Here is a 25,291-nt window from a genome sequence, read left to right as displayed (position 1 = left end):
GCGGCCTCCCCGCAGCGAGGCCATGACAGTACCCCTCAGTCCCGGTGTGCCAGGGCCGCCCGGATCAGGCCCGCGAACAGCGGGTGGGCGTGAGTGGGGCGCGACTTGAACTCGGGGTGCGCCTGCGTGGCCACATAGTAGGGGTGCAGTGACCGGTCGAGTTCAACGAACTCGGTCAGCTGCCCGTCCGGGGAGGTACCCGTGACATGCAGCCCCGCCCCCTCCAGCCGGTCGCGGTAGGCGTCGTTGACCTCGAAACGGTGGCGGTGCCGCTCGGACACCTCGGTGGCACCGTAGGCCTCCGCGACCAGTGAGCCCGGCGTGAGCAGGGCCGGGTAGGCGCCCAGGCGCATCGTCCCGCCGAGGTCTCCCCCGCCGGTGACGAAGCGGCGTTGCGAGTCCAGGGTCGTGACTACCGGGTCGGGCGTGTCGGGCTCCATCTCGGTGGAGGAGGCGCCGCTCAGGCCCAGCAGGTTGCGGGCCGCCTCGATCACCATGCATTGCAGGCCCAGACACAGCCCGAGGGTGGGCACGCGGTGCTCGCGCGCCCAGCGCAGGGCACCCACCTTGCCCTCAATGCCGCGGATCCCGAAGCCGCCGGGGACGACGACGGCGTCGACGCCTGCCAGCGCCCGCTGCGCTCCGGCTGGCGTCTCGCAGGTGTCGGAGGCGATCCAGCGGATGTCCACGGCGGCGTCGCAAGCAAAGCCGCCGTGGCGGATCGCCTCGGTGACGGACAGGTAGGCGTCGTGCAACTCGATGTACTTGCCGACCAACGCCACCTCGAGGCGGTGCTTCGGGGCGTGTACGCGCTCCAGCAGGACGTTCCACTCGGTCCAGTCCACATCCCGGAAGGCCAGGTTCAGGCGCTGCACCAGGTAGGCGTCGAGCCCCTCCCGGTGCAGGGCGGGCGGCACCTCGTAGATGCTGTCCACGTCCCGGCACTCGACGACGGCGCCCGGCTCCACGTCGCACATGCGCGAGACCTTGTCCTTGATGCCGTCCGGCAGCGGCCGGTCGGTGCGCAGTACGAGGGCGTCGGGCTGAATACCGATGCTGCGCAGCGTGGCCACCGAGTGCTGGGTGGGCTTGGTCTTCAGCTCACCGGCGGCGGGCAGGAAGGGAATCAGGGAGACGTGTACGAAGGCGACGTTCTCCCGCCCCAGGTCGGCACGCACCTGCCGGGCTGCCTCCAGGAAGGGCTGGGACTCGATGTCGCCCACGGTTCCACCGATCTCGGTGATGATCACGTCGGGAGTGGCACCGCTGTCATCCGGTTCCGCCTGGGCGCGCATCACCCGTTTGATCTCGTCGGTAATGTGCGGGATCACCTGGACCGTGTCGCCCAGGTACTCGCCGCGACGCTCCTTGGCGATCACGGTGGAGTAGACCTGGCCGGTGGTGGCGTTGGCGGCCCCGGACAGGTTCACATCGAGGAAGCGCTCGTAGTGGCCGATGTCCAGGTCCGTCTCGGCACCGTCCTCGGTGACGAACACCTCCCCGTGCTGGAAGGGGTTCATTGTGCCCGGGTCGACGTTGATGTAGGGGTCCAGCTTCTGCATGGCCACACTGATGCCACGGGAGCGCAGTAGGCGGCCCAGGCTGGAGGCGGTCAATCCCTTGCCGAGGGAGGACACGACACCGCCGGTGACGAAGATGTGATGAGGGACGGCGGGGGTCTTCCCGCCCGGACGTGCAGGTGCGTTACTCACGGGCCTTCAACGTAGCACCGGGACGAAACGCGCCCGACGCATACGCCCACCGGCGGCCCGCCCCGGCCGGTTGGGCCGCGGGCACCGGCGGCTACACGTCCAGGCCGTACAGGATCGTGCCGCGCGTGGCGGTGTACCCCAGGTCGAGGAACAGGTCGACGGCGCCGCTCGGGTCGTCTGACTCGAAGCCGGCCGCCGCATACTCCATGCCGTCGGCGGCGTAGGCGCGCATGACCGCCGTCAGTAGTGCCGGGCCGGCGTCGCGGGAACGGTAATCGGCAAGCACCCCGATGACGTCGGTGTAGCCCTCCCGCCAGCCGAGTGCCTCCCAGTCCTGCTCGTAGCGGCTGGAGAGCGCATAGCCGGCGACCCGGGCACGGTCTCCCGACCGGTCCAGTGCCACGAAGCTCCACTGGGGTGCGAAGTAGGCGCGCCCGGCCCGCCACTCCTCCGGGCTCATGCTGCCGCCGCCGGAGTCGGCGAAGGCCTGGTTGTGGGCGCGGCGCACGGCGTCGTCGAGTTCCTCCGACCAGGGCTCGATGGTGAGGAAGCCATCCAGGTCCACCTCCGGGATGGGCTCGGAGAGCGGGCGGCGCACCTCCCGATACCAGCGGCGCGGTTCGAAGCGCAGCTCGGCCAGGTGCTCCTTCATGCGTTCGTCATCCTCCAGCACGGTGGTGACGATATGGGCGGGCACTGCGACCGTTGAGGAGCCGGTCGGCTCCCCAGCGCGCTCGGCGCCAATAAGGTGCCGGGCCCGTTCGGTCTGCCAATGCAACAGCGCCACCCCGATGCCGCGCTTGCGCCACTGCGGGTCGACCGTCCCGGTCATGGAGGCGTAGATCTCTCCGGCCGGCCGCAGTCGCACCAGTCCGAAGGCACGCATGACACCGTTCTCGTCACGGCCGGCCACCCCCGAGTAGGTGGGGTCCACGAAGTACTCGGCGGTCTCCTGGGCACTGGTGCGGTATGGGGGGGTGTCCGCCGCCTCGGAACGGGCGATGAGCTCGGCCAACTCGGTATTGTCGCGCGGCCCCAGCGGCGCCCAAGTGAGCATGCGGGGCAGCGCGGAACGAGGTCCGGGACGGAGCATCGACCAGGGACCGCCCGGGCCGGTGCGGCGCGTAGAGCCGTAAACAGGTGTCATATGCGTCTCCTTCGACGGGACCGGGCCGACTTTAAGGGTACGGGCAAATGGCTCAGGCGTCGATGCGTTCGCGGTCGACCTCGGCGGCGCCCTCGATGATGAAGTCGCGCCGCGGCTCCACGCTGGAACCCATGAGCAGCTCGAACACGTTCTCCGCCTCAAGCAGCTCGGCCTCATCGCCCAGGGTGATGCGCCGCAGGGTGCGGTGCTCGGGCTCCATGGTGGTCTCGGCCAGCTGGTGGGCGTCCATCTCCCCCAGGCCCTTGTAGCGCTGCGGCTCCTTGAAGCTACGACCCTGCTTCTCCAGCTTACGCAGGGTGGTGACCAGCTCCTCGTCGGAGTAGGTGTAGATGACCTCGCGCTTGCGCCGGCCCTGAGCGGAAACCTCGATGCGGTGCAGCGGGGGGACGGCGGCGAAGACCCGGCCGGCCTCGATCATGGGGCGCATGTAGCGGAAGAAGAGGGTGAGCAGCAGGGTGCGGATGTGGGCGCCGTCGACGTCGGCGTCGGTCATGAGGATGACCTTGCCGTAGCGGGCGGCGTCCAGGTCGAAGGTGCGCCCGGAGCCGGCCCCGACCACCTGGATGATGGCGGAGCACTCGGCGTTGCGCAGCATGTCCGCCTGGGAGGCCTTCTGGACGTTGAGGATCTTGCCGCGGATGGGCAGCAGCGCCTGGAACTCGCTGTTGCGGGCGTTCTTGGCGGTGCCCAGGGCGGAGTCCCCCTCAACGATGAACAGCTCGGAGGAGGCGACGTCGTCGGAGCGGCAGTCCGCCAGCTTGGCGGGCAGGGTGGAGGTCTCCAGAGCCGTCTTGCGGCGGGTGATCTCCTTGTGCATGCGGGCGGACACGCGGGCGCGCATCTCCCCGACGATCTTCTCCTGCAGGGCGCGCGACTGCGTCTTCAGGTCCCGCTTGGAGGAGGTCAGCAGGGCGGTGAGTTCCTTCTCCACCACCTTGGCGACGATCTGCCGCACGGGAGCGGTACCGAGCACCTCCTTGGTCTGCCCCTCGAACTGGGGTTCGGGTACACGCACGGTGATGACGGCGGTGAGCCCGGCGAGAATGTCGTCCTTCTCGATACGCCCGTCGCGACTGGTGACCTTCAGGGCGCGGGAGTTGGCGTCGATCTGCTTGCGCAGCACCTTGGTGACGGCCTGCTCGAAGCCGGTCAGGTGGGTGCCGCCCATGGGGGTGGCGATGATGTTGACGAAGGAGCGCTCGGTGGTGTCGTAGCCGATGCCCCAGCGCAGGGCCACGTCGACGGTGCAGGTGCGTTCGACCTCGGTGGGCCGCAGGTGGCCAGTGCGCTTGTCGAGCTGCTGCACGGTCTCGGTGTAGGTGCCCTCGCCGGTCAGGCGGAAGGTGTCGGTTACGGATCCGTCGGTGGCCAGGAAGTCGACGAAGTCGGCGGTGCCGCCCTCGGCGTGGAAGACCTCCGTCCCCTCCTCCTCGGCGTCGGCGGTGAACAGGTCATTGGCGCCGCGCGCGGAACTGGCCGACTTGCCTGCTTTATCCGCCCTTGTCGCCCGGCCGGGGCTCGCCCCGCCCTTGACGCTCAGGGCCGGGTCGCCGGCGACACCACTGGCGGTGGTGGCGATCGCCTCCGGGTTGCGCTCGTCGGTGAGGGTGAGGGTGAGCCCGGGCAGCAGGAAGCTGGTCTGCCGCAGTCGGGCCCGCAGAGCGGCGATGTCGTATTGGGCGGGGGCCGGGAAGATCTCGGGGTCGGCCCAGTAGCGCACCCGGGTGCCGGTGACGCCGCGGCGCACCTTGCCGATCACGCGCAACTGGGAGGCCTCGGTGTATTCCGCGAAGGGAGCGTCCGGGGTGGGGCCCGCGGCGGTGTCGGTGAAGACACCGGGCACGCCCCGTCTGAAGCTCATGGCGTAGGTCTTGCCGCCGCGGTCCACCTCCACGTCCATGCGGGCGGACAGGGCGTTGACCACGCTGGCGCCCACCCCGTGCAGGCCACCCGCGGAGCCGTAGGAGCCGCCGCCGAACTTTCCGCCGGCGTGCAGCTTGGTGTAGACCAGCTCGACACCGGTCAGCCCGGAGGAGGGCTCGACGTCCACGGGCACGCCCCGCCCGGTGTCACGCACCTCGATGGAGCCGTCGGCGTGCACGACGACGGCGATGCGGTCCCCGTAGCCCTCCAGGGCCTCGTCCACGCCGTTGTCGATGATCTCCCAAACGCAGTGCATCAGGCCCCGCTGATCGGTGGAGCCGATGTACATGCCAGGGCGCTTGCGCACCGCCTCGAGCCCCTCAAGAACTGAGAGGTGGCGGGCTGAGTAGGACTGGGAAGAATCTGGCACGGGCCGAATTTAGCCGATTGTGGGGGCGGGTCAGGCATCCCGCGCCGTCGCCGGAGGTGTGGTCTTCGCCCGTAGCCGGAGGATCGGGGCCGCCGCTGATTCCCACCGTTCGCCGTGGGCGCAGGCGGTGCGCCCGGGGCGGAAAACCGCCCGACGGCGTTGGCGTGGGCTCCCGGTGGTGGTGGAATCGAGCCATGAGCACGACAACTCCAATCTCCCCCACGGTCGCCGATCCGACGACCGCGCCCGAACAGGCCACCGGCCCCACCGCGGCGACCGAGACGCGTCCGCTCACCACGGCCGATCGTTGCGACGTCTGCGGCGCACAGGCTTACCTGCGCGTGGTCCTCGCCTCCGGCGAGCTGCTGTTCTGCGCCCACCACGGCCACGCCCACCGGGACGCCCTGGAGCGCCAGGCCCTGTTCATCCAGGACGAGTCCGACCGCCTGACCCGCTCCGACGAGGTCGACTAACCGATTGGCGACGACCGGCTCACCCGCCGGCCTGCCTCAGCCTGCTGCCTACGCCCTCCGGCCGACTCGGCCAGAGGGCGTAGTAGTGGTGCACGGGGCCGTGCCCGTGGCCGACGCCGAGCGCGTCGGCGTGCGTGAGGGCTCCGGTCAGGTAGCCCTTGGCATCCCTTACCGCCGTTATCCAGCTCTCCCGCTGCGGGCGCAGCGCCGCAATCGCCGCGGAGAGCGTGCAGCCCGTGCCGTGCGTGTTGCGGGTGTCCACGTGGCGGCCGGGCAGCAGCAGCGTGCCGTCCGCATCCGCATACACGTCGGTGGCGTCCGCGCCGAGGTGCCCGCCCTTGAGCAGCACCCGGCGGGCACCGGCGTCCAATAGGAGCTCCGCCTGGCGGCGCATCGCATCGGTGCTCGCGGCCGGTGAACGGTCCAGCAGGGCGGCGGCCTCGTCCAGGTTCGGGGTGATCAGGTCCGCACGCGCGCACAGGCGCCTGACGGCGCCGATGGCCTCGGCGTCGAGCAGCCGGTCCCCGGAGGTGGCCACCATCACCGGGTCCAGGACGGTGTTGGCCAGGTCGGGCAGGTACTCTCCCACCGCCTCGGCCAGTTCGGCGGTGGCGAGCATGCCGACCTTGGTGGCGTCGGGGGTGATGTCCGCCAGCAGGGTGTCCAGCTGTAGGCGCACGAAGTCCACGGGCACGGCCCGCACTCCGGCGACTCCGCGCGTGGACTGGGCGGTCAGTGCCGTGACCACGCTCATGCCGTAGGTGCCGAGCGCCCCCATGGTCTTCAGGTCCGCCTGGACGCCGGCGCCCCCGGAGGGGTCGGAGCCGGCGATGGTCAGTGCCTTGGGGATTGGTGTGTTCATCGCGCGGCCTCCCAGGCCCGGCGCAGCCGCCGGGCGGCGGCGCGCGGATCGTCCGCGAGGCAGATCGCGGAGACGACGGCGGCCCCGGCCAGTCCCCCGGCGCGCAGGGCGGGCAGGTCGGCGGGCGTGATGCCGCCGATGGCCACGCATGGCAGCGCAATGTCGGCCGCCAGGCGGCTGACGCCGTCGGTGCCGATGCCTGTGGGCGCGTCGGCCTTGGTGGCGGTGGCGCGTACCGCGCCGACGCCCACGTGGTCGCAGGCGCCCTCCGCTGCCGCCGCGGAAAGTGCCTCCGGGTTGGCCGCGGACAGGCCCAGGTAGGCGTCGTCGCCGATGAGCTCGCGCACCACGGTGGCGGGCAGGTCGCGCTGGCCTACGTGCACGCCCGCCACCGGCGCCCCCAGGCGGCGGGCGGCCAGGTACACGTCGACCCGGTCGTTGACGAGTACCGGGACCAGCTCACCGACGGCGTTGGCGACGTCGCAGACCTGGGCGAGGAAATCGGCGCCGTCGGCGTCTTTGGCACGCACCTGCACGCAGGTGGCGCCGCCGGCCACGGCGGCCCTGACCGTGTCGGTGACGGTGCGGCCGCGCGCGCGGCACTGGGCGGCGTCGGTGACCAGGTAGACCCGCAGGTCGGGGGCGGGCCTCACGAGATCGGAATCCTGGCGACGTCGTCGGCGTCCAGGGCGTACAGGGCGTCGAGGAATGCGGGCGGGAAGGAGCCGGGGCCTGCGGAGGTTTCAGCGGCGATCTCGGCGGCGGCACTGTAGGCGGCGTGACAGGCGACGGTCGCCGCGAAGGCGTCGGTCCCGATGGCGGTCCCGGCGGCTAGGAAGCCCGCCGCCAGCGCGCCCAGGGCGCAGCCGCCGCCGGTGACGCGGGTCAGCAGTACGGAGCCGCCGCCCACCCGGCTCACGCGTGCACCGTCGACGACGGCATCCACGGGCCCGGATATCGCCACCACGGCGCCGGTGCGCGCCGCGAGCGAGCGGGCGGCGTCCAGGGCGGTCTCCACGCAGGCGGTTGTCTCCACCCCGCGGCCGCCCGCACCGGCGCCGGCCAGGGCGATGATCTCCGAGGCGTTGCCGCGGATGACCGTAGGGCGTTCCTCCAGGAGCCGGTGGGCCAGGGCGGTGCGGTGCACCAGGGTGCCGACGGCGACCGGGTCGAGCACCCAGGGCACGCCCGCCGTCCGCGCGGCGGTGGCGGCCTCCACGGCGGCGGCACGCTGCTCGGGCTGGGGTGTGCCCAGGTTGATCAGCAGGGCGGAGGCGGCGGAGGCGAAGGGCCCGGCCTCCCCGGTGACGTCGACCATGGCGGGGGCGGCCCCGGCGGCCAGCAGCACATTGGCGGTGAAGTTCGTGACCACCGCATTGGTGATGCAGGCGACCAGGGGGCCCTCGGCGCGCAGGGACTCCAGCACGGCCGCGGGTCCCGGAGATGGCGCCGCGGCCGCCGGCCCCGTCGACTGTGGCGGGGGCTCGTTCGGTTGGGTGTTGACGGACGCGTGCTGCGCCATGCGACATCCCTTCGTCAGCATTATCTGAACAGGTTCAACGGGTTTGTTCTCAGCCTTGCGGCACCCCGTGTCGTGGCACAACGATAGCAAGCAGACGGCCGCCCCGGAACCGTATGGTTCCGGGGCGGCCGGGCTGCGGGCCGATGAGGCGGCCTGTGCCTCAGTCGTCCAGGTAGTCGCGCAGTACCTGGGAGCGGCTGGGGTGACGCAGCTTGCTCATGGTCTTGGACTCGATCTGGCGGATCCGCTCCCGGGTCACCCCGTAGACCTTGCCGATCTCGTCCAGCGTCTTGGGCTGGCCGTCGGTCAGGCCGAAGCGCATGGAGACCACGCCCGCCTCCCGCTCGGACAGGGTGTCCAGGACGGCGTGCAGCTGCTCCTGCAGCAGCGTGAAGCTGACGGCATCCGCGGGGACAACCGCCTCGGAGTCCTCGATCAGGTCACCGAACTCGCTGTCCCCGTCCTCACCGAGCGGGGTGTGCAGGGAGATGGGCTCGCGCCCGTACTTCTGCACCTCAACGACCTTCTCCGGGGTCATGTCCAGTTCGACGGCGAGCTCCTCCGGAGTGGGCTCGCGGCCCAGGTCCTGCAGCATCTGCCGCTGGACACGGGCGAGCTTGTTGATGACCTCGACCATGTGGACGGGGATGCGGATGGTGCGCGCCTGGTCCGCCATGGCGCGGGTGATGGCCTGGCGGATCCACCAGGTGGCGTAGGTGGAGAACTTGTAGCCCTTGGTGTAGTCGAACTTCTCCACGGCGCGGATCAGGCCCAGGTTGCCCTCCTGGATCAGGTCCAGGAAGAGCATGCCGCGGCCGGTGTAGCGCTTGGCCAGGGAGACGACCAGGCGCAGGTTCGCCTCCAGCAGGTGGTTCTTGGCGCGCTGACCGTCCTGGGCCACCCAGTGCAACTCGCGGCGGTACTTGGCATCCATGTCGTTGCCCTCGGTGGCCAGCAGGTGCTCGGCGTACAGGCCCGCCTCGATGCGCTTGGCGAGCTCGACCTCCTGCGCGGCGTTGAGGAGCGCGACCTTACCGATCTGCTTGAGGTAGTCCTTGACGGGGTCGGCGGTGGCGCCGGCGGTGACGACCTTCTGTGCGGGCTCGTCGCCCTCATCGGAGTCGGAGACCGTGAAGGAGCCGTCCTTGCCCTTTTCACCCTTGGACTTCCGCGACTTCTTGTTGGCGGCCTTCTCCGCCTCCTCCCGGCGGATACGGTCCAGTTCGCCGGTCAGGGCGGCGATGGAGGGGTTCATCTTGATGCCCTTGATGATCCAGCCGCGGAAGATGTAGCCGTTCTGGGTCAGGAACTCGCGGGCGACGACGGGCTCCTCCTCACCGGGGATGACGAAGCGCGGCACGGGGCCGTGCCCGTAGGGGGCCAGGGTGATCGGATCCTCCAGGGTGCCGTCGCCGTTGATCTCCAGGCCCTCCACGACGGTGCGGCTGCGCACGAACAGCGTGGCGCCGGGCGCCAGTCGCACGTCCTTCAGGGCGGCGGGGGTGTTGAAGGGGTGGCGCTTGGTGCCGTCGCCGTTCTCCTCCAGGGACACGTCCAGGTAGTAGTCGCGCAGCTCGGGGGCGGGGGCCGCGGCCTCCGGCTCGTCGTCGCCCTCGTCCTCGGAGTCCTCCGGCTCGTCGTCGTCCTCCGAGTCCACGTCATCCGCGTCGACGTCGTCCTCCACCAGGTCGTCGTCCTCGTCCTGCGCGAGGTCCTCATCCTCGTCGAGGTCGTCCAGATCGACGTCCTGCTTCTCCTCCAGGGCCTCGTCAACGTCGTCGGCGAATTCGACACGCTCCCGCGCGGTGGTGGGAGCAGGAGCAACTGTGGAAGTAGCCACGGATTTCCTTTCGCGGAGCAGACGGTTCGGCCGGAGCGGTGCATGGAGCCTCGGCGAAGTTTACGCGAGAACCCAAATGGTCTCACAGGCGCACGCGCCTAACGCGAGGACTTCACACGAGATCCGGCAACCACTACCAGCGCGAAGAGCAACGATGCGGACGCCGTGTCTATTCCCGAGCCCGATCATCTAGCCTGTGCGCATGACCGACGTGGACGCCCTGCTGCCGCTCGTGCGCGGCGCCGTCGATGCCCGCCTGGATGAGGTGCTGGCCCGGCTGCGCGCCCAGTGGCAAGACTCCCCCGCCGTAACCGATGAGCTGCTCGAGGCCGCCGCCACGGCCCTGGCGGGCGGGAAGCGAATGCGGGCGGTTCTGGGTGCGGTGGGATTGACCCTGGAGGGAGGAGACGCCGACCCCGCCGCCGTGGCGGCCGGCCCGACCGCGGCCCGGCTGGGCGCCGCCCTGGAGCTGTACCAGGCGAGCGCGCTCGTACACGACGACGTCATCGACGCCGCCGACACCCGCCGTGGCCGGCCGGCCGCACACCGTCGTTACGCGGCCCGTCACCGTCGGGCCGGCTGGACCGGCTCGGCCGACGTCTACGGCGTCAGTGCCGCGATTCTCCTGGGAGACCTGCTCATGTCGGCCGCCACCGCACAACTGGGCCAGGCGACGGCCGGCTGCGAGCGCGGCGCGGCACGGGCCGCCCGGGACGCCTTCGACGCCATGACTGCGGAGGTCGCCGTCGGCCAGTTCCTGGACGTGCACCAGGAGGTGATGCCCCTGCCGGCCCCGACGGACCGACCGGTGGCGGCGGGCGCCGCCATGCGGGAGGCCGCACTGGAGGTGATACGCCACAAGTCGGCGCGCTACTCGGTGATGTATCCGCTGCAGGTGGGGGCGCTGCTGGCCGGCGTGGCCCCCCATGGCGAGTTGTTGACCGCCCTGGAGGTATTCGGTGAGGAGATCGGGATCGCCTTCCAGCTGCGCGACGACGTGCTGGGCGTATTCGGCGACCCGGCCCTGACCGGTAAGCCGGCCGGTGACGACCTGCGCGAGGGCAAACGGACGGTGCTGGTGGCCCTGGCCTGGCAGCGCTGCAACAACGCGGGCCGGAAGCTGTTGACCCGGGTGCTGGCCGGGGACGAGGCCGCCACGGCCGCGGACTTGTCGGCGGCCGCCGCACTGATCCGCGACTGTGGGGCCTTGAACGCGCATGAGGATGAGATCGCCGCCCACACCGCCACCGGCCTCGCCGCGCTGGAGGCCGCCCCGGGCGCCCTGCCGGAGCGTTCGCGGCGCACCCTGTTGGGGCTGGCGGAAATGCTGACCGCCCGCCGCAGCTGACTGCGGGCGCGGCGGCCCCTGACGCACCGGGGCGTGCGAGCCCCGTACACTCGGCTACGTGACCAAGGATCCTCTCATCGGCCGGCTGGTCGACGCTCGCTACGAGATCGTCGACCGCGTGGCCCGTGGGGGCATGGCCACCATCTACCGGGCGCATGACCGCCGCCTGGACCGCATGGTGGCCCTCAAGCTCATGCACCCGCACCTGGCGGACTCCCCGGACTTCGTGGCCCGGTTCCGCCGCGAGGCCCGCGCGGCGGCGCGGTTGTCCAACCCGGGGGTCGTGGCCGTCTACGACCAGGGCAGCCTGGACGGCATCGCCTATCTGGTGATGGAACTGGTGGAGGGCCCCAATCTGCGCGATCTGATCGCCTCCGGCCCGTTGACCGTGCGTGAGGCGCTCGGGCTGACCGCCCAGATCCTGGGGCCGCTGGGGGCGGCTCACCGCGCCGGCCTGGTCCACCGCGACGTCAAGCCGGAGAACGTGCTGCTGCCCGCCGACGGCTCGGTCGCCAAGGTCGCCGACTTCGGCTTGGCCCGCGCCGTCACCGAGGTCGCCCAGACCACCACCGGGAACGTGCTGGGCACGGTCGCCTACCTGGCGCCGGAGTTGATCACCACCGGCTCCTCCGCCCCCTGCGCCGACGTCTTCTCCGTCGGCGTGATCCTGTATGAGCTGCTCACCGGCGTCCAGCCCTTCGAGGCGGACACACCCATCCAGATCGCCTTCCGCAACGTGCACGAGGACATTCCCGCCCCCTCGCTGCGGGTACCCGACCTGCCCGAGAGCGTGGACGAGCTGGTCGCGGCGATGACGCGCCGCGATCCGCACTCCCGGCTGGACGACGCCGACACCGCCCTGGACCGACTGCGGCAGATCGTCTCCACCCTGAGCGAGGCGGAGTTGGCCGTCAAGCGCGGCGGCGCCACCGGCTCGGTGCGCACCCAGGAGGTGCTGGCCGCTAACGCCGAAGCGGCCCGCACCGCGATGCTGGTCACCGACGGCACCGAATCCGATGCGGACGCCGCCGAGGCCGCCGCCGACGCGGCCACCCCGGGTGCCGGGCTGCGCACCGTCTCCCTGCCCATCGGTTCCATCGCCCCGGACGGGGCGGCCGGCGGCCGGGACGGCACCACGCGCGCCCTGGACCGCAGTCGGCTGTCCCGCGGCGCGGACACGCAGAACACGCAACCGGTGGCCCGCCACTCCGCGCGGCGCCCGCGCCGACGCGCCGTGATCGCCGCCGCACTGCTGCTGGCGGCGGTCGGAAGCGGGGGCGCCTGGTACTTCACGGCCGGCCCCGGCCGCACCGTCCCGGTGCCGCAGATCGTGGGGATGAGCGCACAGGATGCACAGGATGCGGTCGAGGCGGCCGGACTGGTGTGGGGCGCCCCCACCCGCGCCTACTCCGACACGGTGCCCGCGGACTCGGTGATTTCCTGCTCCCCCGGCGCCGACACCCGGCTGCACCCCGGCCAGGCGGTTACGCCGGTGATATCCCGCGGCATTGAGCAGAAGGTCGTGCCCGACGTCGTCGGTTCCACTCAGGAGGATGCCACCAGCGCGATCGTGGACGCGGGCCTCACGCTCGGGGCGGTGACCAAGACCTACTCCGACGACGTCGCCTCCGGCATGGTGATTTCCTGCGAGCCGCAGTCGGGCAGCACGGTGGATCACTCCTCCGCCGTGGCGATCGTCGTGTCCCTGGGGCGCCAGCCCGCCACGGTCCCGGACGTGACCGGCATGAGCGTGGAGGACGCCACCACCACGCTGGAGGCGGCCGGGCTCACGCTCGGCACCCAGTCGGAGGCCTACTCCGACGATGTGGCCTCGGGAATGATCATCTCCTCCAGCCCGGCCTCGGGGGCGGAGGGCTACCACCACGGCGACGCGGTGGACGTAGTCGTGTCCAAGGGGCCGGAGAAGGTGAACGTGCCCGACGTCGTCGGGATGAGCGAGCGCGAGGCCGTGACCGCGCTGGAGGACGCGGGGCTGGACCCGCAGGTCTCCCGTGTCATGGGCGGCTTGTTCGACACGGTTCACTCCACCGACCCGTCGGCCGGGCAGAGCGTGGAGAAGGGCTCACAGGTGACGGTGAACGTGATCTGAGCCCGGGCCGACTCAGCCGCGGAGCATCTCCGCCACCTCGAAGGCCATCTCCAGGGACTGCTGGTGGTTCAGCCGCGGGTCCACGAGCGTCTCGTAGCGGCGCGCCAGCCCGGCCTCGTCAATGTGCTCGCCGCCGCCGAGGACCTCGGTGACGTCGTCTCCGGTGAGCTCCACGTGAATGCCGGCGGGCACGGTGCCCAGCGCCCGGTGTACCTCGAAGAAGCCGCGCACCTCGTCCATGATCGTGTCGAAGCGGCGGGTCTTGTAGCCGTTTTCAGAGGTGATGGTGTTGCCGTGCATGGGGTCGGTGATCCAGGTGACCGGTCGGCCGTCGGCGCGGACGATCTCCACCAGGGGCGGCAGCACGTCGCGGATGCGGTCGGCACCCATGCGGGTGATCAGGCTGAGCCGGCCGGGGTCCCCATCCGGGTTGAGGTGGTCGATCAGGGACAGCAGCTCATCGCGGGTCGTCGTCGGGCCGATCTTGACGCCCACCGGGTTGTGCACGCCCGCCAGCAGTGCGACGTGGGCGTCGTCGGCACCGCGAGTGCGCTCCCCCACCCACAGGAAGTGGGCGGAGGTGTCGTAAAGGCGCCCACTGCGGGAGTCCTCGCGCGTCATGGCGTCCTCGTACTCCAGCAGGAGCGCCTCGTGCGCGGCGTAGAAGTCGACCTGGCGCAGGGCTTCGAAGTCGACGCCGGCGGCCTCCATGAAGCGCATGGCCCGGTCGATCTCCTCGGCGAAGGACTCGAAGCGCTTGTAGGCGGGGTTCGCGGTGAAGCCGCGGTTCCAGGAGTGGACTTCACGCAGGTCCGCGTAGCCGCCCATCGTGAAGGAGCGGATCAGGTTCAGGGTGGTGCCGGCGCGCAGGTAGGCGTCGACCATGCGCTGCGGGTCGGGGATACGGGCCTCGGCGGTGAAGGCGTGGTCGTTGACGGAGTCGCCGCGGTAGGAGGGCAGGGTGACACCGTCGCGGGTCTCCGTGTCCGAGCTGCGCGGCTTGGCGTACTGGCCGGCCATGCGGCCGATCTTGACCACCGGGGTGGAGGCGCCGTAGGTGAGCACCGCCGCCATTTGCAGAATGGTTTGCAGCTTCAGGCGGATGTTGACGGCGGTGTTGTCGTGGAAGGACTCGGCGCAGTCCCCGCCCATGAGCACGAAGGCGCGCCCCTGGGAGGCCAGCACCATCTTCTCGCGCAACGAGTCGACCTCGCCGGCGAACACCAGTGGCGGCCGGGTGCGCAGGTCGGCCGCGGCGTCGGCCAGCGCCTGCGGGTCCGGGTAGCGGGGCTGCTGGGCGGCGTGGTGCTGGCGCCAGCCGGCCGCCCCGCCGGGTACCTGGAGCTCGTTCATCATGGGGTCAGCATAGGCGTGCGGGACCGCTGCCGAACCGTCACGCCGAAAGGTGGGACGCAGGGCACGCCGTCGGCCGGGCTCCCCTTCGGCGTCTTGTTGCGCACAGCGAGCCCAGAAGGGGGCGGGCGGACGCGTTCTCCCGCGTCCGCCCGCCCCCTCTAACTGGGTTGTGGATGAGCCGGCGGCTCAGGCCTCGCCGTCCGTGGCGGCGGCGGGCTCGAGGTTCTGGCCGAGCTCGGCCATCAGGTCGACGAACCACTGCTGGGTGATGTCGAAGGGCTTGCCGCCGGCAATGCGCTCGAAGGCGATGGCGCCGAGCTGGTCGCCGTTCTCCTCGTCCTGGCCGATGACACCGGGCTCGCCGCGCAGGGCGCAGTCGACGGCGAGGTCGCACATCTGCTTGATCAGGGCCAGGTCCTCCTCGTTGGCGGCGGCGGCGCGCGAGTAGTAGCCGGACTTCTGCACCATGACCTTCTCGGCGCCGATCTTGTCGGCGAACTGGCGGGCGAACCACTGGCCGGGGTTGATGGTGTCGAGCTTGACGTGGCCGAAGGGGTCGCGCTGGACCTCTTCACCCTTGGCCTCCATCTCCGCGATGATCTCGGGGACGCCGGCGCCCTCGGACAGGAAGATGTTGACGTTGCCCTGCTCGTCCATGATGGCCTTGAGGCGCTCGGCCTCGGCGGCGATGTCCAGCTTGGCCTCCGGCACGAACACGGCGTGCACGTCCCAGCGCTCCTTGGTCAGGCCCAGCGAGGGGGCCCACTGGCGGTCCTTGAGCAGCTCGTGGTAGCGGCGGGCGGTCTCGGCGGTGAGGTAACCGCAGTTGCGACCCATGCACTCGTGGACGATCAGCATGCGCGGGTTGGAGCGGTGCTCGCCGATGACGTTGAGGGCGAAGCCGGCGCCCTGCTCGGCGGCGGTCCAGGCGCCCAGCGACTGGCGGATCGGAACGATGTCGTTGTCGATGGTCTTGGGCAGGCCGACGACGGTCAGGTCGTAGTCGTGGTCGCGCAGGTAGGCGGCCAGGTCGGCGGCGGTGGTGTTGGTGTCGTCTCCACCGATGGTGTGCAGCACGTCGACGCCGTCCTCGCGCAGCCGCTCGGCGGCGAAGGCGAGCGGGTCCACGCCCTCCTTGACCAGGCCGCGCTCGACGAGGTTCTTGGCGTTGGTGAGCTTGACGCGGGAGTTGCCGATCGGGGAGCCGCCGTACTGGCGCAGCACGCCCGCGTTCTTGCGGCCCTCCTCGTCGATGACGACGTAGTTGCCGGTGAGCAGGCCGTGGTAGCCGTACTGGTAGGCGATGATCTCGACGTCGGGGGCGACCTCGGTGTAGCGCTCGATGAGGTCGCCTACGGCGGCGGACAGACAGGGGGCGAAGCCGCCCGCGGTGAGGAGGGCGACGCGACGGATCGACATCGGAAACCTTTCGTAGGTGATGGGGCTTATCGCGGCCATCCTATCGGGATGCCGCCCCCGCGCGCCCGGAATCCTCACCCCAACGCCAACCCCAGCCCCAACCCGTCCCCGTGCCCACCCTCCACCGAGATCGGTAGAAGTTACATGCCGAAGTCGGTTGATCTTACGTGCCGAGATCGGTAGAAGTTACGTGCCGTACCCCATCGACGCCGGTCGGTCTGCAGCCCGGAGGCCACACTCGGCGATCACACACGCGTTATCATGGATGCGTGACACAGCGCACCGAACGTGACTGGATCCGCTTCCGTCGCCACGCGGCGGGGCTGAGCCAACGCGAACTCGCGGACCGCACCGGTGTCAGCCAACCACTCATTGCCGCCATCGAGTCCGGCGCGCGCCATCCGTCCGCTGACACACGGGAGCGGCTGCGAAAGGCGTTACAGGTGCGCCCCTCAGTTCTGCTGCGCGCTGCGCGCAAAGAGGTCATCGCGTTGGCCGGTTCGCATGGATGCGAGGTTATCGGCGCGTTCGGCTCCGTAACCAGCGGCGAGGATCGCCCAGACTCGGACATCGACCTGCTGGTCCGTTTTTCACCAGATGCGGACATCCTGATCCTGCTGGAACTTGAGGAGGAGGTGTCAGATCTACTGACGGTGCCCGTCGACGTGATCTCCGTCGGCAGCGGCCCTGCCACGACGACCGGAGCTTCCCTAGGTCGTGTTGTGTAAGTCGTTTGTGCTGGTGGGGCGAGTGGGTCTTGCACCGCCCCGTTGGACCGCCCACGCCCCGTTGGACCGCCCACGCCCCGTTGGACCGCCCACGCCCCGTTGGACCGCTGTAACCGGCGGCTACGGCGGTCCAACCGGGGAACAGGGGTCCAACCGGGGAACAAGCGGTCCAACCGGAAGGCTCAACAGCCACACACCGCCACCCAACCGCGCACCGCCACCCAAGCACTTACACAACAGGACCTAGCGCGAGCGTGTAAGGCCGCGAGCGTGTAAGGCACGGACTCACCCCTTCTGGGAGTCGACCAACTCGTCCTTGCTGACTGTCTCCACCCGCTGAGCACCCAAATCATCCGCTCCTGCGCGGATCCGCTCGATTAGCGCGGGACGGCTAAGGATGTCGAGCGTCTCCTCAACCGACTCCGGACCATCGACAGAGATGACGACTGGGGCGGGGCGCCCGTGCCGAGTGATCGTCACGCGGCTGTGCTCCCGCTCCACCTGGCCGACGACCTCGGACAGGTAGTTCTTCACGTCGCGCAGCGGCATGAAGGCGTCGACCGACATAGCAACAATTGTTGCCACACCGGCGGTCTGCGTGCCGCACAGACACTTGACGAAGTTATACATACAGGGTTGCCTGTAAGCATGCGTCGCACCGCCGCCGAGGCCGCCGAGACCCGTAAAGCCATCATCCACTCCGCCTTGCACCGCTTCGCACAGGACGGCTGGGAGGGCTGCTCGCTCGTCGAGGTGGCGCGCGGCGCAAACGTGACTCGCGGCGCCGTTTACCACCACTTCACCGGCAAGCGGGAGCTGCTGGACGCCGTCCTGGCCGAACAATGGCACAGCCGGGGTGAGGCGCTCTTGGCCGTGCTAGACACCTCAGCACCGCCGGAGGCGCGGCTCACGACGTTCCTGGCGGACTACCTGCGCAGGCTCCGTGAGGACACCGACTTCCGCGAGCTCGCCGTCGTCACGGTCCTTGTAGCGTCCCAAGCACCGGCGGTCAAGTCGGGGCTGGAGCAGAAGACGGCGGCCGTCGCGCGATGGTCGGAGCGAATCGCCCGTCTCCTAACCGAGTGCGAACAGCGGCTTCGCGCTCCGCTTGACGTCGGGCGGTTCAGCATCACGGCGTTCCTGCACGGCGCCACGCTCACCGCGGCGCTCACACCAGAGGACCTCCCCGAACCAGGGCGCTGCGAAACGACGGCTCGTGCCCTCGTCGCCGGCCTGATCAACATCGAATCGCCTTGACCCCAGAGAAAGACCGGACATGCAACCAACACCCTCCGATGCCACAACCAGCCCACGCATGGCCGTAGTGGTCGCCTGCGTCGCTCTGTTCACCGACATGCTCGTCTACGGGATTCTCATCCCCGTACTCCCCCTGCTCCCCGCCATGGCCGAGGCCGGTCCCTCGGCAACCGGGCTGCTCTTCGCCGCCTATGCGGCCGCACTGGTGATGGTCACTCCTATCGCCGGGCGAGTCGTGGACAAACGCGGTTCTCGTGGGCCACTGCTCGCTGCGTTGGTGGGCCTGGCATGCGCGTGCCTGCTGTTCACCATCGGTGGCCCTTACTGGTTGCTTCTGACGGCCCGCACGCTCCAGGGAGCTGCCGCCGGATTGAGTTGGGTGGCCGGACTGTCACTGATCGCCGCGACCGTGCCACTGCAGCGACGCGCGACCTATCTCGGACTGGCGATGAGTATGGTTTCGGTCGGCGCGTTGGCGGGACCTCCCCTGGCGGGCTGGTTGGCCGGGCTCGGCGGACACTCCGCTCCCTTTCTTCTCGCGGCCGCGCTGCTCATGATCGACGGCGCGCTACGACTCGCGTTCGTCCGACCAACCTCACCGCCCAGCGACGACCCCCCTACCGCCTTGGATGTGTTGCGCACGCCCGGATGTTGGCCGGTCGTCGCGCTGATTCTCATAGGTGCCGCCGTAACCTCATGCATTGAGCCGGTGCTCCCTATGCAACTGGCTCGGGAGTTCGGCGTAGGTTCTGCGGGCATCGGCATGCTGTTCGCGCTGCTTACGCTTGTCGCCGCATGTCTGAATCCACTGGTCGGTGCTTGCCTGCCGCGCGTGTCGCTAAGAGCATTGACGCTGGTGGGCGCCGCAAGCGCGGCCGCGGGTTTGTTGCTAGTCGGGGTTGGACCGAATCTCCCGGTAATCACCGCCGGGCTTGTGTGCCTAGGCTCCGCAATCGCACTCCTGGTGGCACCGGCAAGTGCACTAATAGGCGTTCAGGGAGCCATGGCCACACCTCCCGCTATCGGCGGCGCCTACTCCCTCAACAACCTGGCTTACGCGGGCGGCCTGGTCCTGGGACCTGCACTCAGTGGTCCGCTCACCGAGCACCTCGGCTTCACGCATGCCTGCTTGACGCTGGCGGGGTTCCTAGCGCTCACTGTTCCCACATTCATCCGGTTGCCGCGCAAGTACGCGGCCGCGACCGCCGAAAGTATCCAGATTCGGGACAGACGGGGTCAGCATCCCTGATTGCGTCCGTTGAAATCGCATGATTTCAATGCACTGGCACACTGGCACGGCGACGACAGCCTCGTTTGTCCCGAATATGGACTGACGGTGTGCCCATGCTCAATCATCATCATCGGGGCGCGGCGTGTTTTCTGCCGCATCGTCCTCGGACGCCTCTGTCCCCTCGTCGTCTTCCGCCTCGTCTGGCTCCGCCGGCGGCTCGGGGACCTCGACGTCGGGGGCGGGACGACCGCCGGGTGCCTCGACGGGGGCGGCGGCCGGCCGCTTGGCGGCCAACTCCTCCAGCATCTCGTCGACGACCTCCGCAGCCGTCTTCTTCTCCGCGTCCATCGCCTTCTTCACGTCCGCGGCGTACAGGTCCACGTACTCCTGGCCGGACAGGGACATCAGCGCATACATGATCTCGTCGGTGATGGAGCGCAGCACGAAGCGGTCGTTCTCCAGACCCTGGTAGCGGGAGAAGTCCAGCGGCTCACCGATCACGATCCCCACCCGGTGCCGGGTGGAGGGAACCACCTGGCCGATGGGCTGGGCGAGGTTGGAACCGATCATGGCGACCGGGATCACCGGCGCCCCGGTGGCCAGGGCGACGCGCGCCACCCCCGTCTTGCCGCGGTACAGGCGCCCGTCGGGGCTGCGCGTGCCCTCGGGATAGATGCCGAACAACTCGCCCGAGCGCAGTCGATCGATCCCGGCCTGCAGAGCCGCCATGGACGCTTTGCCCCCCGAGCGGTCCACCGGGATGGTGCCGACGGCGGTCATGAAGTTCTTCACGGCCCAGCCCTTGATGCCCTTACCGGTGAAGTAGTCGGACTTGCCAATGAAGGCGACCTCGCGGTCCATCAGCAACGGCAGAAAGAATGAGTCGATGACCGCCAGGTGGTTGGAGGCCAGGATGGCGGGGCCCTCGGCGGGAATATTCTCCTCACCGCGAATCCAGGGCTGGTAGAGCATCTCCATGGCCGGGCCGACGGCGGCCTTGATACCTCGGTAACCCACTGTGGGACCTCCTGTGTGCATCCGCGGTCGGGAACTGGCCGGCCGCCCGGGTACACGCGCCGGGCGTGTCCGCGGCCGGATCGGCTGCTGATCAAGTCTAGCCTCGCGGTGTGGTCCAACACGTGCTCTCGCCTCCGCCGTCCGTCGGCGCCGTCGTAGGCCGTGGGCGACGCGAGCCGGCACGGATGCCGTCGTCACCGTCCCAGCCGGTCCAGGCGGCCTTCGCGGACATGGGAACGGCGCTGCGTGAGGTGACCTTCGTCGTCGTCGATCTGGAGACCACCGGAGGCGGCCCGGGCGCGCACGCCATCACCGAGATCGGTGCCGTGAAGGTACGCGGCGGGGTGGTCGATTCGGAATTCTCCACGCTCGTAAATCCGGGCACCGCCATTCCCGCCCAGATAACGGTCCTGACCGGCATCACCAACGCCATGGTCGCCGACGCCCCTCCGGTAGCCCAGGCGGTGGCCGCCTTCCTGCAGTGGGCGCACCTGGCCGACCCGACGACGGTGGCGGTCGCCCACAACGCCCGCTTCGACCTCGGCCACCTGCGCGGGGCGGCCCGGGCCCTCGACCTGGATTGGCGTGAGCCGGTCGTACTGGACACGCTGGCACTGGCCCGCCGGGCCTGGGACCGCACCCAGGTGCCCAACCACAAGCTGGGCACGCTCGCCACCTTCGTGGGCTCCCCGACGACGCCCACCCACCGCGCGCTGGACGACGCCCGTGCCACGGTGGACGTGCTGCACGCCGCCCTGGAACGCCTCGGTCCCCAGGGCGTCACCCACCTGGAGGACCTGGCCACCGCCACCGACCCCGTGCCCGCATCCCGGCGGGTCAAGAGCCGGCTCGCCGACGACCTGCCCGCCGCGCCCGGCGTCTATCAGTTCCTCTCCCCCGCCGGGCAGGTGCTGTACGTGGGCAGCGCCGTGAACCTGCACCGGCGGGTGCGTTCCTACTTCACGGCCGCGGAGAAGCGCACCAAGGTGGCGCGCATGCTGGACACGACCGTGGCGGTGCGAGTGATCGAGACCCCCACCGAGTTGGAGGCGCGCGTGCGCGAACTGCGGCTCATCGCCGAGCTGGATCCGCCGGTCAACCGCCGCTCACGCGCCCCGCAGCGCCGCCCCTGGCTGCACCTGGTGGACTCCCCGCACCCACATCTGGGGCTGACTGCCGTGCTGCCGCTGTCGGAGGCGAGCCGCGCCATCGGCCCGTTCCCGTCGCGAAAGGCGGCCTTGGAGGCGCAGCGGGCCGCCGAGTCCGTGCTGCGTCTAGAGGTCTGGGACGGTCACAGCGCCCGGGCGGTGCGCCGCGCGGACACCCCGGCCGACGCCGGGATCGCGATGCGTGCCCTGTCCGGTGAGATCGATCTGGTCGCCCACCCGCTGCTGGCGCGAATAGCGGAACTGTCGGCCCAGGAGCGCTACGAGGAGGCGGGGCTGTGGACGCAGCGGCTGCGGGCGCTGCTGCTGGGGGCGCGGCGGGCGGAGCAGACTCGGCCGCTGCTGACCTGCCCGCATCTGCTGGCGGCCCGACGGCGCGAGCATGGCGGCTGGGAGTTGGTGGCGGTGCGCTGGGGGCGCCTGGCGGGCTCGGCGGTCACGGCGCCGGGCGTGGACCCGCGCCCCACCATTGCCACACTGCGCGCCACCGCGCAGGTGGTGGACCGGCCCGCGCGGGTGGGGGCGGAGACAAGCGTGGAGGAGACGGCGCTGTTGGCCGACTGGGTGCTGGATGCCGGGGCACGCCTGGTGGAGGTCGAGGGACTCGATGACGATGTGGCAGGCCAGAGCCTCGAAGGCGGAGCGGCCGCAGCGCTGTCTTGGCCGGTGGGGGCTGCCGCCCGACACCGGCGCGTCATTGACGCCGAGGTTTGATGAAGTGTTCTGCCGACAGGCCCAGCCCAGGCGCCATAGGGCAGGGCGGTGTCGGCCCGCTATCAGCCGGCCGGGGTGACCGAGCCGCGCCGTGCCCGCAGCGCCTTGGCGACGCCCTCCTGCAGGCTGAGCGGGTCCAGCGGCCGTGGCACCACGACTTCCGCCTTGGCCCAGGCGGCCAACCAGTCGTCCTGGGGGCGGGCGGTCAACAGCACCACCGGAGGCCGCTGCTCAAGCTCGGTGAACAGCTCGTGCGCCAATCCCATGCCGCCCAGCTTCTTGGTCTCGGCATCCAACACCAGGACGGCGAAGGGGGCCTGTCCGGCCTTCTGCCGGTCCTTGATGGCCAGGCGAACACCCTCGGCGGTGGCGGCCTCGGTCCAGGACACCAGTGGCATTCCCTTGGCGGGGCGGCGTCCGACGCCGTTCTTCACCTGCTGGCGCACGGTGGCGTCATCTGAGAAGACAAGAAGGTCGAGGGTGGCGGGTGCTGCCTGGTCGGTCATGCGGTCCTCCAGTGGACGACGGGGGCTTCCGCGGTCAGTGTAATCGCGTGACCGACATGCGTAGGGCCCTTCTAAGCTCACCGATCACCGTCTACGATTAATCTCGTCTAGGACTTCAGTCGCACCCATGAGTGAGGCTGCGTACCGCGACGTCAGTACCGACAACCGCACACCGCGAGGCAGGACCGCTATGAGCGCACCGACCGACATCAACACTCCGAGGTACACGCTGCCCGAGCTCCCCTACGACTACGCCGCCCTGGAGCCGCACATCTCAGGACGCATTATGGAGCTCCACCACGACCGCCACCACGCCGCCTACGTCACCGGCGCCAATGCCGCCCTGGAGCAGCTGGCCGCGGCCCGCTCTACCGGCGACTTCGCCGCCATCAACCTGTGGGAGAAGAACCTGGCCTTCAATCTGGGCGGGCACCTCAACCACTCGATCTTCTGGAAGAACCTGTCCCCCAACGGCGGCGGCGAGCCCGAGGGCGAACTGGCCGAGGCCATCAAGGACTCCTTCGGCTCCTTCGCCGCTCTCAAGCAGCAGCTGAACGCCACCGCGCTGGGCATCCAGGGCTCCGGCTGGGCGGTGCTCGCCTACGACTCGCTGTCCGGCAAGCTGGTCACCTTCCAGCTGTTCGACCAGCAGGGCAACGTGCCCGTGGGGACCATCCCGCTGTTCCAGATCGACATGTGGGAGCACGCCTTCTACCTGGACTACCTCAACGTCAAGGCCGACTACCTGGCGGCCATCTGGCAGATCGTCAACTGGGAGGACGTGTCCGCGCGCCTGGCGAACGCCGTCGCCCACGCCGAGGGCATGATCGTGCGCTGACACCCGCCCGCGCCGTCTGAGCGGAACAAGCGCATCGCATACGCGAGGGCCGCCCGGCACCGGTGTGGTGCCGGGCGGCCCTCGCTATGCCGAGGCCTGGGGCGGGTGGTTACAGGATCTTGGCCACGTCGACTACGTAGGCGGACGCGACGGTACCCGCCGCCTCGTCACCAGGCATAAGGATGACAACGCGGGAGCCAACCGGCACCCCCACCAGGCCGCCGATTAGCGTCGCGGCCGCAACAACGGTCGTGATCTGCGGGCCGCCCACCTCCCAGGAGGACTGCAACGAGCCGTTGTCGCCCCAATTGACGAAGGCCAGTTCCAGCGCCACCTGATCGCCCTCGGCGATCTCATCACCGGCACCGCGCGCCAGCACGAAGTTCTGCTGCTCGGTGGGCGCCTCGGCTCCGTCGGCCACGGAGATGGTGGCTGCGGCGCCCAGGTCGCCGGAGACGGTGACGCCCAGGTCCGCCAGGGTCTGCTGCGCCTCGGCGTCAACCTCCGCATCCTTCGTGGCAGAAACAACTTCATCGGTGTTGATCGCCTGTTCGACCTCAACCACGAACACCAAGGGGCCGGATGGAGAGTTCGGTGACACGGCCAGCTGGCCGTATGCCAGCTCGGCGGGAATGGAGAGCAGCAGCCGATCCCCGACACGATGCCCGGCAATCCCACAGCGCCAGCCGGAGATGACCCCCTGCAGGCTGAACGGCGTCGCCTCTCCCCGCGCATATGAGGAGTCGAAGACCTCGGTCGCGCCCCACTCCCAGCCGGCGTAGTCGGCGAGGACGATCGAGTCCTCGGTCAGCTCGGCGCCGTCGCCAGCATCAAGGGTCTTGACGGTCAGGTTGGCCGGCGCATCGCCGTCGCCCCAGGTGACGGTGGGCTCGGCGTCGGCATCCCCCTCGAGCGTGGGCAGGGAGTCGGCGTCGTCGTCAATCTTCAGCGTGGAGCAGTCGACATTGCTCAATGGCGTTACGGCGGCCTCAGCGGAGCCGCTGGCTCCTCCAGACGAATCGGAGCAGCCCGCCAGGGCCAGACAGGCGGTCAGGGCCAGAGCGGGCAGGACAGTCGTGACACGGCGCAATTGAATACTCCTCGAATGCGTGCGAAAAGCGACGGGGTGAGGCGGGAGACGTGCGTCCGCTGCGCCACCCCGGCGCTGAACGGCACCGACACCCGCGAAGGGCCGGCTGCACGTGGGGCAGGACGATCGACGCCCGGTGCACTCAGTGGAAGGACTCGCCGCATGCGCAGGTGCCGACGGCGTTGGGGTTGTCGATGGTGAAGCCCTGCTTCTCGATCGTGTCGGAGAAGTCGATGGTGGCGCCATTCAGGTAAGGCACACTCATGCGGTCAACGACCACCTCCACGGAGGCGAGCTCGGCGTCACCGGTCGCGAAGGAGCGGATGGCGTCGCCGTCCAGGAGGCGCTCGTCGAAGTAGAGCTGATAGACGAGCCCGGAGCAACCGCCCGGCTGCACGGCCACACGCAGACGCAGGTCATCGCGGCCCTCCTGCACGAGTAGGCCGGCCACCTTGGCGGCGGCGGCCTCGGTGAGCATGACCTCGTGGGTGGGAGCGATCGTGTCGGTGGAAGCGTCGGTCAGGGTGGTCTCAGCCATGTCTGTCTCCTACTAACTCCTACTAAGGGGTGCCTTGCACCGGGGCGAACACGCCGACGGTCCGAGATGTTCCCCTCACCCTACGTCGGGCCGCATAGTGAAC

The 25,291-nt window shown here is 69.9% G+C and carries 22 protein-coding genes and 1 riboswitch; of the genes, 8 read left to right on the top strand and 14 right to left on the bottom strand.

Annotated elements, in window-relative coordinates; translation table 11 throughout:
• Window positions 1-35: 35 nt before the first annotated feature.
• From ACGLYG10_RS10745 to ACGLYG10_RS10735, 3 genes are all read right to left on the bottom strand, one after another.
• Window positions 36-1,712, bottom strand: coding sequence for a CTP synthase (locus ACGLYG10_RS10745; protein WP_073331662.1), 1,677 nt, complete (start codon window positions 1,710-1,712; stop codon window positions 36-38).
• Window positions 1,713-1,803: 91 nt separating this feature from the next.
• Window positions 1,804-2,859: a GNAT family N-acetyltransferase gene (locus ACGLYG10_RS10740; RefSeq protein ID WP_073331659.1), complete on the bottom strand. Its 1,056-nt coding sequence runs from the start codon at window positions 2,857-2,859 to the stop codon at window positions 1,804-1,806.
• Window positions 2,860-2,911: 52 nt separating this feature from the next.
• Window positions 2,912-5,173 (bottom strand): DNA gyrase/topoisomerase IV subunit B, encoded by a 2,262-nt coding sequence (locus tag ACGLYG10_RS10735; protein WP_244542666.1) that lies wholly within the window; start codon window positions 5,171-5,173, stop codon window positions 2,912-2,914.
• 194 nt (window positions 5,174-5,367) lie between these two features.
• Here ACGLYG10_RS10735 and ACGLYG10_RS10730 point away from each other — a divergent pair, with 194 nt between their 5' ends.
• Entirely contained in the window at window positions 5,368-5,646 is a 279-nt protein-coding gene (locus ACGLYG10_RS10730) for a DUF7455 domain-containing protein (protein WP_073331654.1), read from the top strand.
• Between the two features lie 19 nt (window positions 5,647-5,665).
• Here ACGLYG10_RS10730 and thiD read toward each other — a convergent pair whose 3' ends face one another.
• The 4 genes from thiD to ACGLYG10_RS16705 form a co-directional block, all read right to left on the bottom strand.
• Window positions 5,666-6,508, bottom strand: a complete 843-nt coding sequence (gene thiD, locus ACGLYG10_RS10725; protein ID WP_073331651.1) for a bifunctional hydroxymethylpyrimidine kinase/phosphomethylpyrimidine kinase — start codon at window positions 6,506-6,508, stop codon at window positions 5,666-5,668.
• Window positions 6,505-7,161, bottom strand: a complete 657-nt coding sequence (gene thiE / locus ACGLYG10_RS10720) for a thiamine phosphate synthase (RefSeq protein ID WP_073331648.1) — start codon at window positions 7,159-7,161, stop codon at window positions 6,505-6,507. The genes thiD and thiE overlap by 4 nt, the downstream gene beginning before the upstream one ends.
• Window positions 7,158-8,030 (bottom strand): hydroxyethylthiazole kinase, encoded by an 873-nt coding sequence (gene thiM, locus ACGLYG10_RS10715; RefSeq protein WP_083565854.1) that lies wholly within the window; start codon window positions 8,028-8,030, stop codon window positions 7,158-7,160. Before thiM ends, thiE begins: the two co-directional genes overlap by 4 nt.
• Window positions 8,020-8,108: riboswitch (TPP riboswitch) on the bottom strand. It overlaps the preceding gene by 11 nt.
• An 82-nt stretch (window positions 8,109-8,190) precedes the next feature.
• Window positions 8,191-9,870, bottom strand: coding sequence for an RNA polymerase sigma factor (locus tag ACGLYG10_RS16705; RefSeq protein WP_073331645.1), 1,680 nt, complete (start codon window positions 9,868-9,870; stop codon window positions 8,191-8,193).
• A gap of 202 nt (window positions 9,871-10,072) precedes the next feature.
• On the opposite strand from ACGLYG10_RS16705, the gene ACGLYG10_RS10705 reads away from it, so the two are divergent.
• Both ACGLYG10_RS10705 and pknB read left to right on the top strand, forming a co-directional pair.
• Entirely contained in the window at window positions 10,073-11,218 is a 1,146-nt protein-coding gene (locus ACGLYG10_RS10705; RefSeq protein ID WP_073331642.1) for a polyprenyl synthetase family protein, read from the top strand.
• Window positions 11,219-11,276: 58 nt separating this feature from the next.
• Window positions 11,277-13,328 carry a Stk1 family PASTA domain-containing Ser/Thr kinase gene (gene pknB / locus ACGLYG10_RS10700; protein WP_073331639.1) on the top strand — a complete coding sequence of 684 codons (2,052 nt, stop codon included), beginning with the start codon at window positions 11,277-11,279 and terminating at the stop codon, window positions 13,326-13,328.
• 12 nt (window positions 13,329-13,340) lie between these two features.
• Here pknB and ACGLYG10_RS10695 read toward each other — a convergent pair whose 3' ends face one another.
• Both ACGLYG10_RS10695 and ACGLYG10_RS10690 read right to left on the bottom strand, forming a co-directional pair.
• Complete coding sequence (locus ACGLYG10_RS10695; protein ID WP_108967389.1) at window positions 13,341-14,684, bottom strand: class II 3-deoxy-7-phosphoheptulonate synthase; 1,344 nt, start codon at window positions 14,682-14,684, stop codon at window positions 13,341-13,343.
• A gap of 186 nt (window positions 14,685-14,870) precedes the next feature.
• A complete protein-coding gene (locus tag ACGLYG10_RS10690) occupies window positions 14,871-16,103 on the bottom strand; it encodes a pyrophosphate--fructose-6-phosphate 1-phosphotransferase (protein ID WP_073331636.1) in 1,233 nt (410 codons plus the stop codon).
• A gap of 269 nt (window positions 16,104-16,372) precedes the next feature.
• Between ACGLYG10_RS10690 and ACGLYG10_RS10685 the strand changes: the two genes are divergently transcribed.
• The gene (locus ACGLYG10_RS10685; protein ID WP_073331634.1) at window positions 16,373-16,831 is read left to right on the top strand and encodes an XRE family transcriptional regulator; all 459 of its coding nucleotides are present in this window, start codon (window positions 16,373-16,375) and stop codon (window positions 16,829-16,831) included.
• Window positions 16,832-17,116: 285 nt separating this feature from the next.
• On the opposite strand, the gene ACGLYG10_RS10680 is transcribed toward ACGLYG10_RS10685, so the two are convergent.
• Window positions 17,117-17,398 (bottom strand): type II toxin-antitoxin system Phd/YefM family antitoxin, encoded by a 282-nt coding sequence (locus ACGLYG10_RS10680; RefSeq protein WP_073332085.1) that lies wholly within the window; start codon window positions 17,396-17,398, stop codon window positions 17,117-17,119.
• A gap of 81 nt (window positions 17,399-17,479) precedes the next feature.
• On the opposite strand from ACGLYG10_RS10680, the gene ACGLYG10_RS10675 reads away from it, so the two are divergent.
• Window positions 17,480-18,088, top strand: a complete 609-nt coding sequence (locus tag ACGLYG10_RS10675; RefSeq protein WP_073331631.1) for a TetR/AcrR family transcriptional regulator — start codon at window positions 17,480-17,482, stop codon at window positions 18,086-18,088.
• 19 nt (window positions 18,089-18,107) lie between these two features.
• Window positions 18,108-19,337, top strand: a complete 1,230-nt coding sequence (locus ACGLYG10_RS10670) for an MFS transporter (protein WP_244542665.1) — start codon at window positions 18,108-18,110, stop codon at window positions 19,335-19,337.
• Between the two features lie 99 nt (window positions 19,338-19,436).
• Here ACGLYG10_RS10670 and ACGLYG10_RS10665 read toward each other — a convergent pair whose 3' ends face one another.
• Entirely contained in the window at window positions 19,437-20,336 is a 900-nt protein-coding gene (locus ACGLYG10_RS10665; RefSeq protein ID WP_073331626.1) for a lysophospholipid acyltransferase family protein, read from the bottom strand.
• Window positions 20,337-20,521: 185 nt separating this feature from the next.
• On the opposite strand from ACGLYG10_RS10665, the gene ACGLYG10_RS10660 reads away from it, so the two are divergent.
• The gene (locus ACGLYG10_RS10660) at window positions 20,522-22,216 is read left to right on the top strand and encodes a DEDD exonuclease domain-containing protein (RefSeq protein WP_073331623.1); all 1,695 of its coding nucleotides are present in this window, start codon (window positions 20,522-20,524) and stop codon (window positions 22,214-22,216) included.
• A 62-nt stretch (window positions 22,217-22,278) separates the two neighbouring features.
• On the opposite strand, the gene ACGLYG10_RS10655 is transcribed toward ACGLYG10_RS10660, so the two are convergent.
• On the bottom strand, window positions 22,279-22,722 hold the full coding sequence (locus ACGLYG10_RS10655; RefSeq protein ID WP_073331620.1) for a hypothetical protein: 444 nt from the start codon (window positions 22,720-22,722) through the stop codon (window positions 22,279-22,281).
• 190 nt (window positions 22,723-22,912) lie between these two features.
• On the opposite strand from ACGLYG10_RS10655, the gene ACGLYG10_RS10650 reads away from it, so the two are divergent.
• Window positions 22,913-23,560: a superoxide dismutase gene (locus tag ACGLYG10_RS10650; protein WP_073331618.1), complete on the top strand. Its 648-nt coding sequence runs from the start codon at window positions 22,913-22,915 to the stop codon at window positions 23,558-23,560.
• 109 nt (window positions 23,561-23,669) lie between these two features.
• Here the strand turns inward: ACGLYG10_RS10650 and ACGLYG10_RS10645 are convergent, their stop codons facing one another.
• Complete coding sequence (locus ACGLYG10_RS10645; protein ID WP_073331615.1) at window positions 23,670-24,650, bottom strand: FKBP-type peptidyl-prolyl cis-trans isomerase; 981 nt, start codon at window positions 24,648-24,650, stop codon at window positions 23,670-23,672.
• Between the two features lie 142 nt (window positions 24,651-24,792).
• Complete coding sequence (locus tag ACGLYG10_RS10640; protein ID WP_073331612.1) at window positions 24,793-25,188, bottom strand: HesB/IscA family protein; 396 nt, start codon at window positions 25,186-25,188, stop codon at window positions 24,793-24,795.
• Window positions 25,189-25,291 lie beyond the last annotated feature (103 nt).

This window comes from Actinomyces glycerinitolerans (assembly GCF_900098745.1).
In the GTDB taxonomy this organism is placed as follows: Bacteria; Actinomycetota; Actinomycetes; order Actinomycetales; family Actinomycetaceae; genus Actinomyces; species Actinomyces glycerinitolerans.
This window is presented reverse-complemented; position numbering and strand designations above follow the sequence as displayed.

What these genes read in the sequence shown, in the direction of transcription:
- ACGLYG10_RS10740 (WP_073331659.1), bottom strand. Translation starts at nt 2,859, where the DNA reads ATGACACCTGTTTACGGCTCTACGCGCCGCACCGGCCCGGGCGGTCCC.
- ACGLYG10_RS10730 (WP_073331654.1), top strand. Translation starts at nt 5,368, where the DNA reads ATGAGCACGACAACTCCAATCTCCCCCACGGTCGCCGATCCGACGACC.
- thiD (WP_073331651.1), bottom strand. Translation starts at nt 6,508, where the DNA reads ATGAACACACCAATCCCCAAGGCACTGACCATCGCCGGCTCCGACCCC.
- thiM (WP_083565854.1), bottom strand. Translation starts at nt 8,030, where the DNA reads ATGGCGCAGCACGCGTCCGTCAACACCCAACCGAACGAGCCCCCGCCA.
- ACGLYG10_RS10705 (WP_073331642.1), top strand. Translation starts at nt 10,073, where the DNA reads ATGACCGACGTGGACGCCCTGCTGCCGCTCGTGCGCGGCGCCGTCGAT.
- ACGLYG10_RS10695 (WP_108967389.1), bottom strand. Translation starts at nt 14,684, where the DNA reads ATGATGAACGAGCTCCAGGTACCCGGCGGGGCGGCCGGCTGGCGCCAG.
- ACGLYG10_RS10690 (WP_073331636.1), bottom strand. Translation starts at nt 16,103, where the DNA reads ATGTCGATCCGTCGCGTCGCCCTCCTCACCGCGGGCGGCTTCGCCCCC.
- ACGLYG10_RS10680 (WP_073332085.1), bottom strand. Translation starts at nt 17,398, where the DNA reads ATGTCGGTCGACGCCTTCATGCCGCTGCGCGACGTGAAGAACTACCTG.
- ACGLYG10_RS10675 (WP_073331631.1), top strand. Translation starts at nt 17,480, where the DNA reads ATGCGTCGCACCGCCGCCGAGGCCGCCGAGACCCGTAAAGCCATCATC.
- ACGLYG10_RS10670 (WP_244542665.1), top strand. Translation starts at nt 18,108, where the DNA reads ATGCAACCAACACCCTCCGATGCCACAACCAGCCCACGCATGGCCGTA.
- ACGLYG10_RS10660 (WP_073331623.1), top strand. Translation starts at nt 20,522, where the DNA reads ATGCCGTCGTCACCGTCCCAGCCGGTCCAGGCGGCCTTCGCGGACATG.
- ACGLYG10_RS10655 (WP_073331620.1), bottom strand. Translation starts at nt 22,722, where the DNA reads ATGACCGACCAGGCAGCACCCGCCACCCTCGACCTTCTTGTCTTCTCA.
- ACGLYG10_RS10650 (WP_073331618.1), top strand. Translation starts at nt 22,913, where the DNA reads ATGAGCGCACCGACCGACATCAACACTCCGAGGTACACGCTGCCCGAG.
- ACGLYG10_RS10640 (WP_073331612.1), bottom strand. Translation starts at nt 25,188, where the DNA reads ATGGCTGAGACCACCCTGACCGACGCTTCCACCGACACGATCGCTCCC.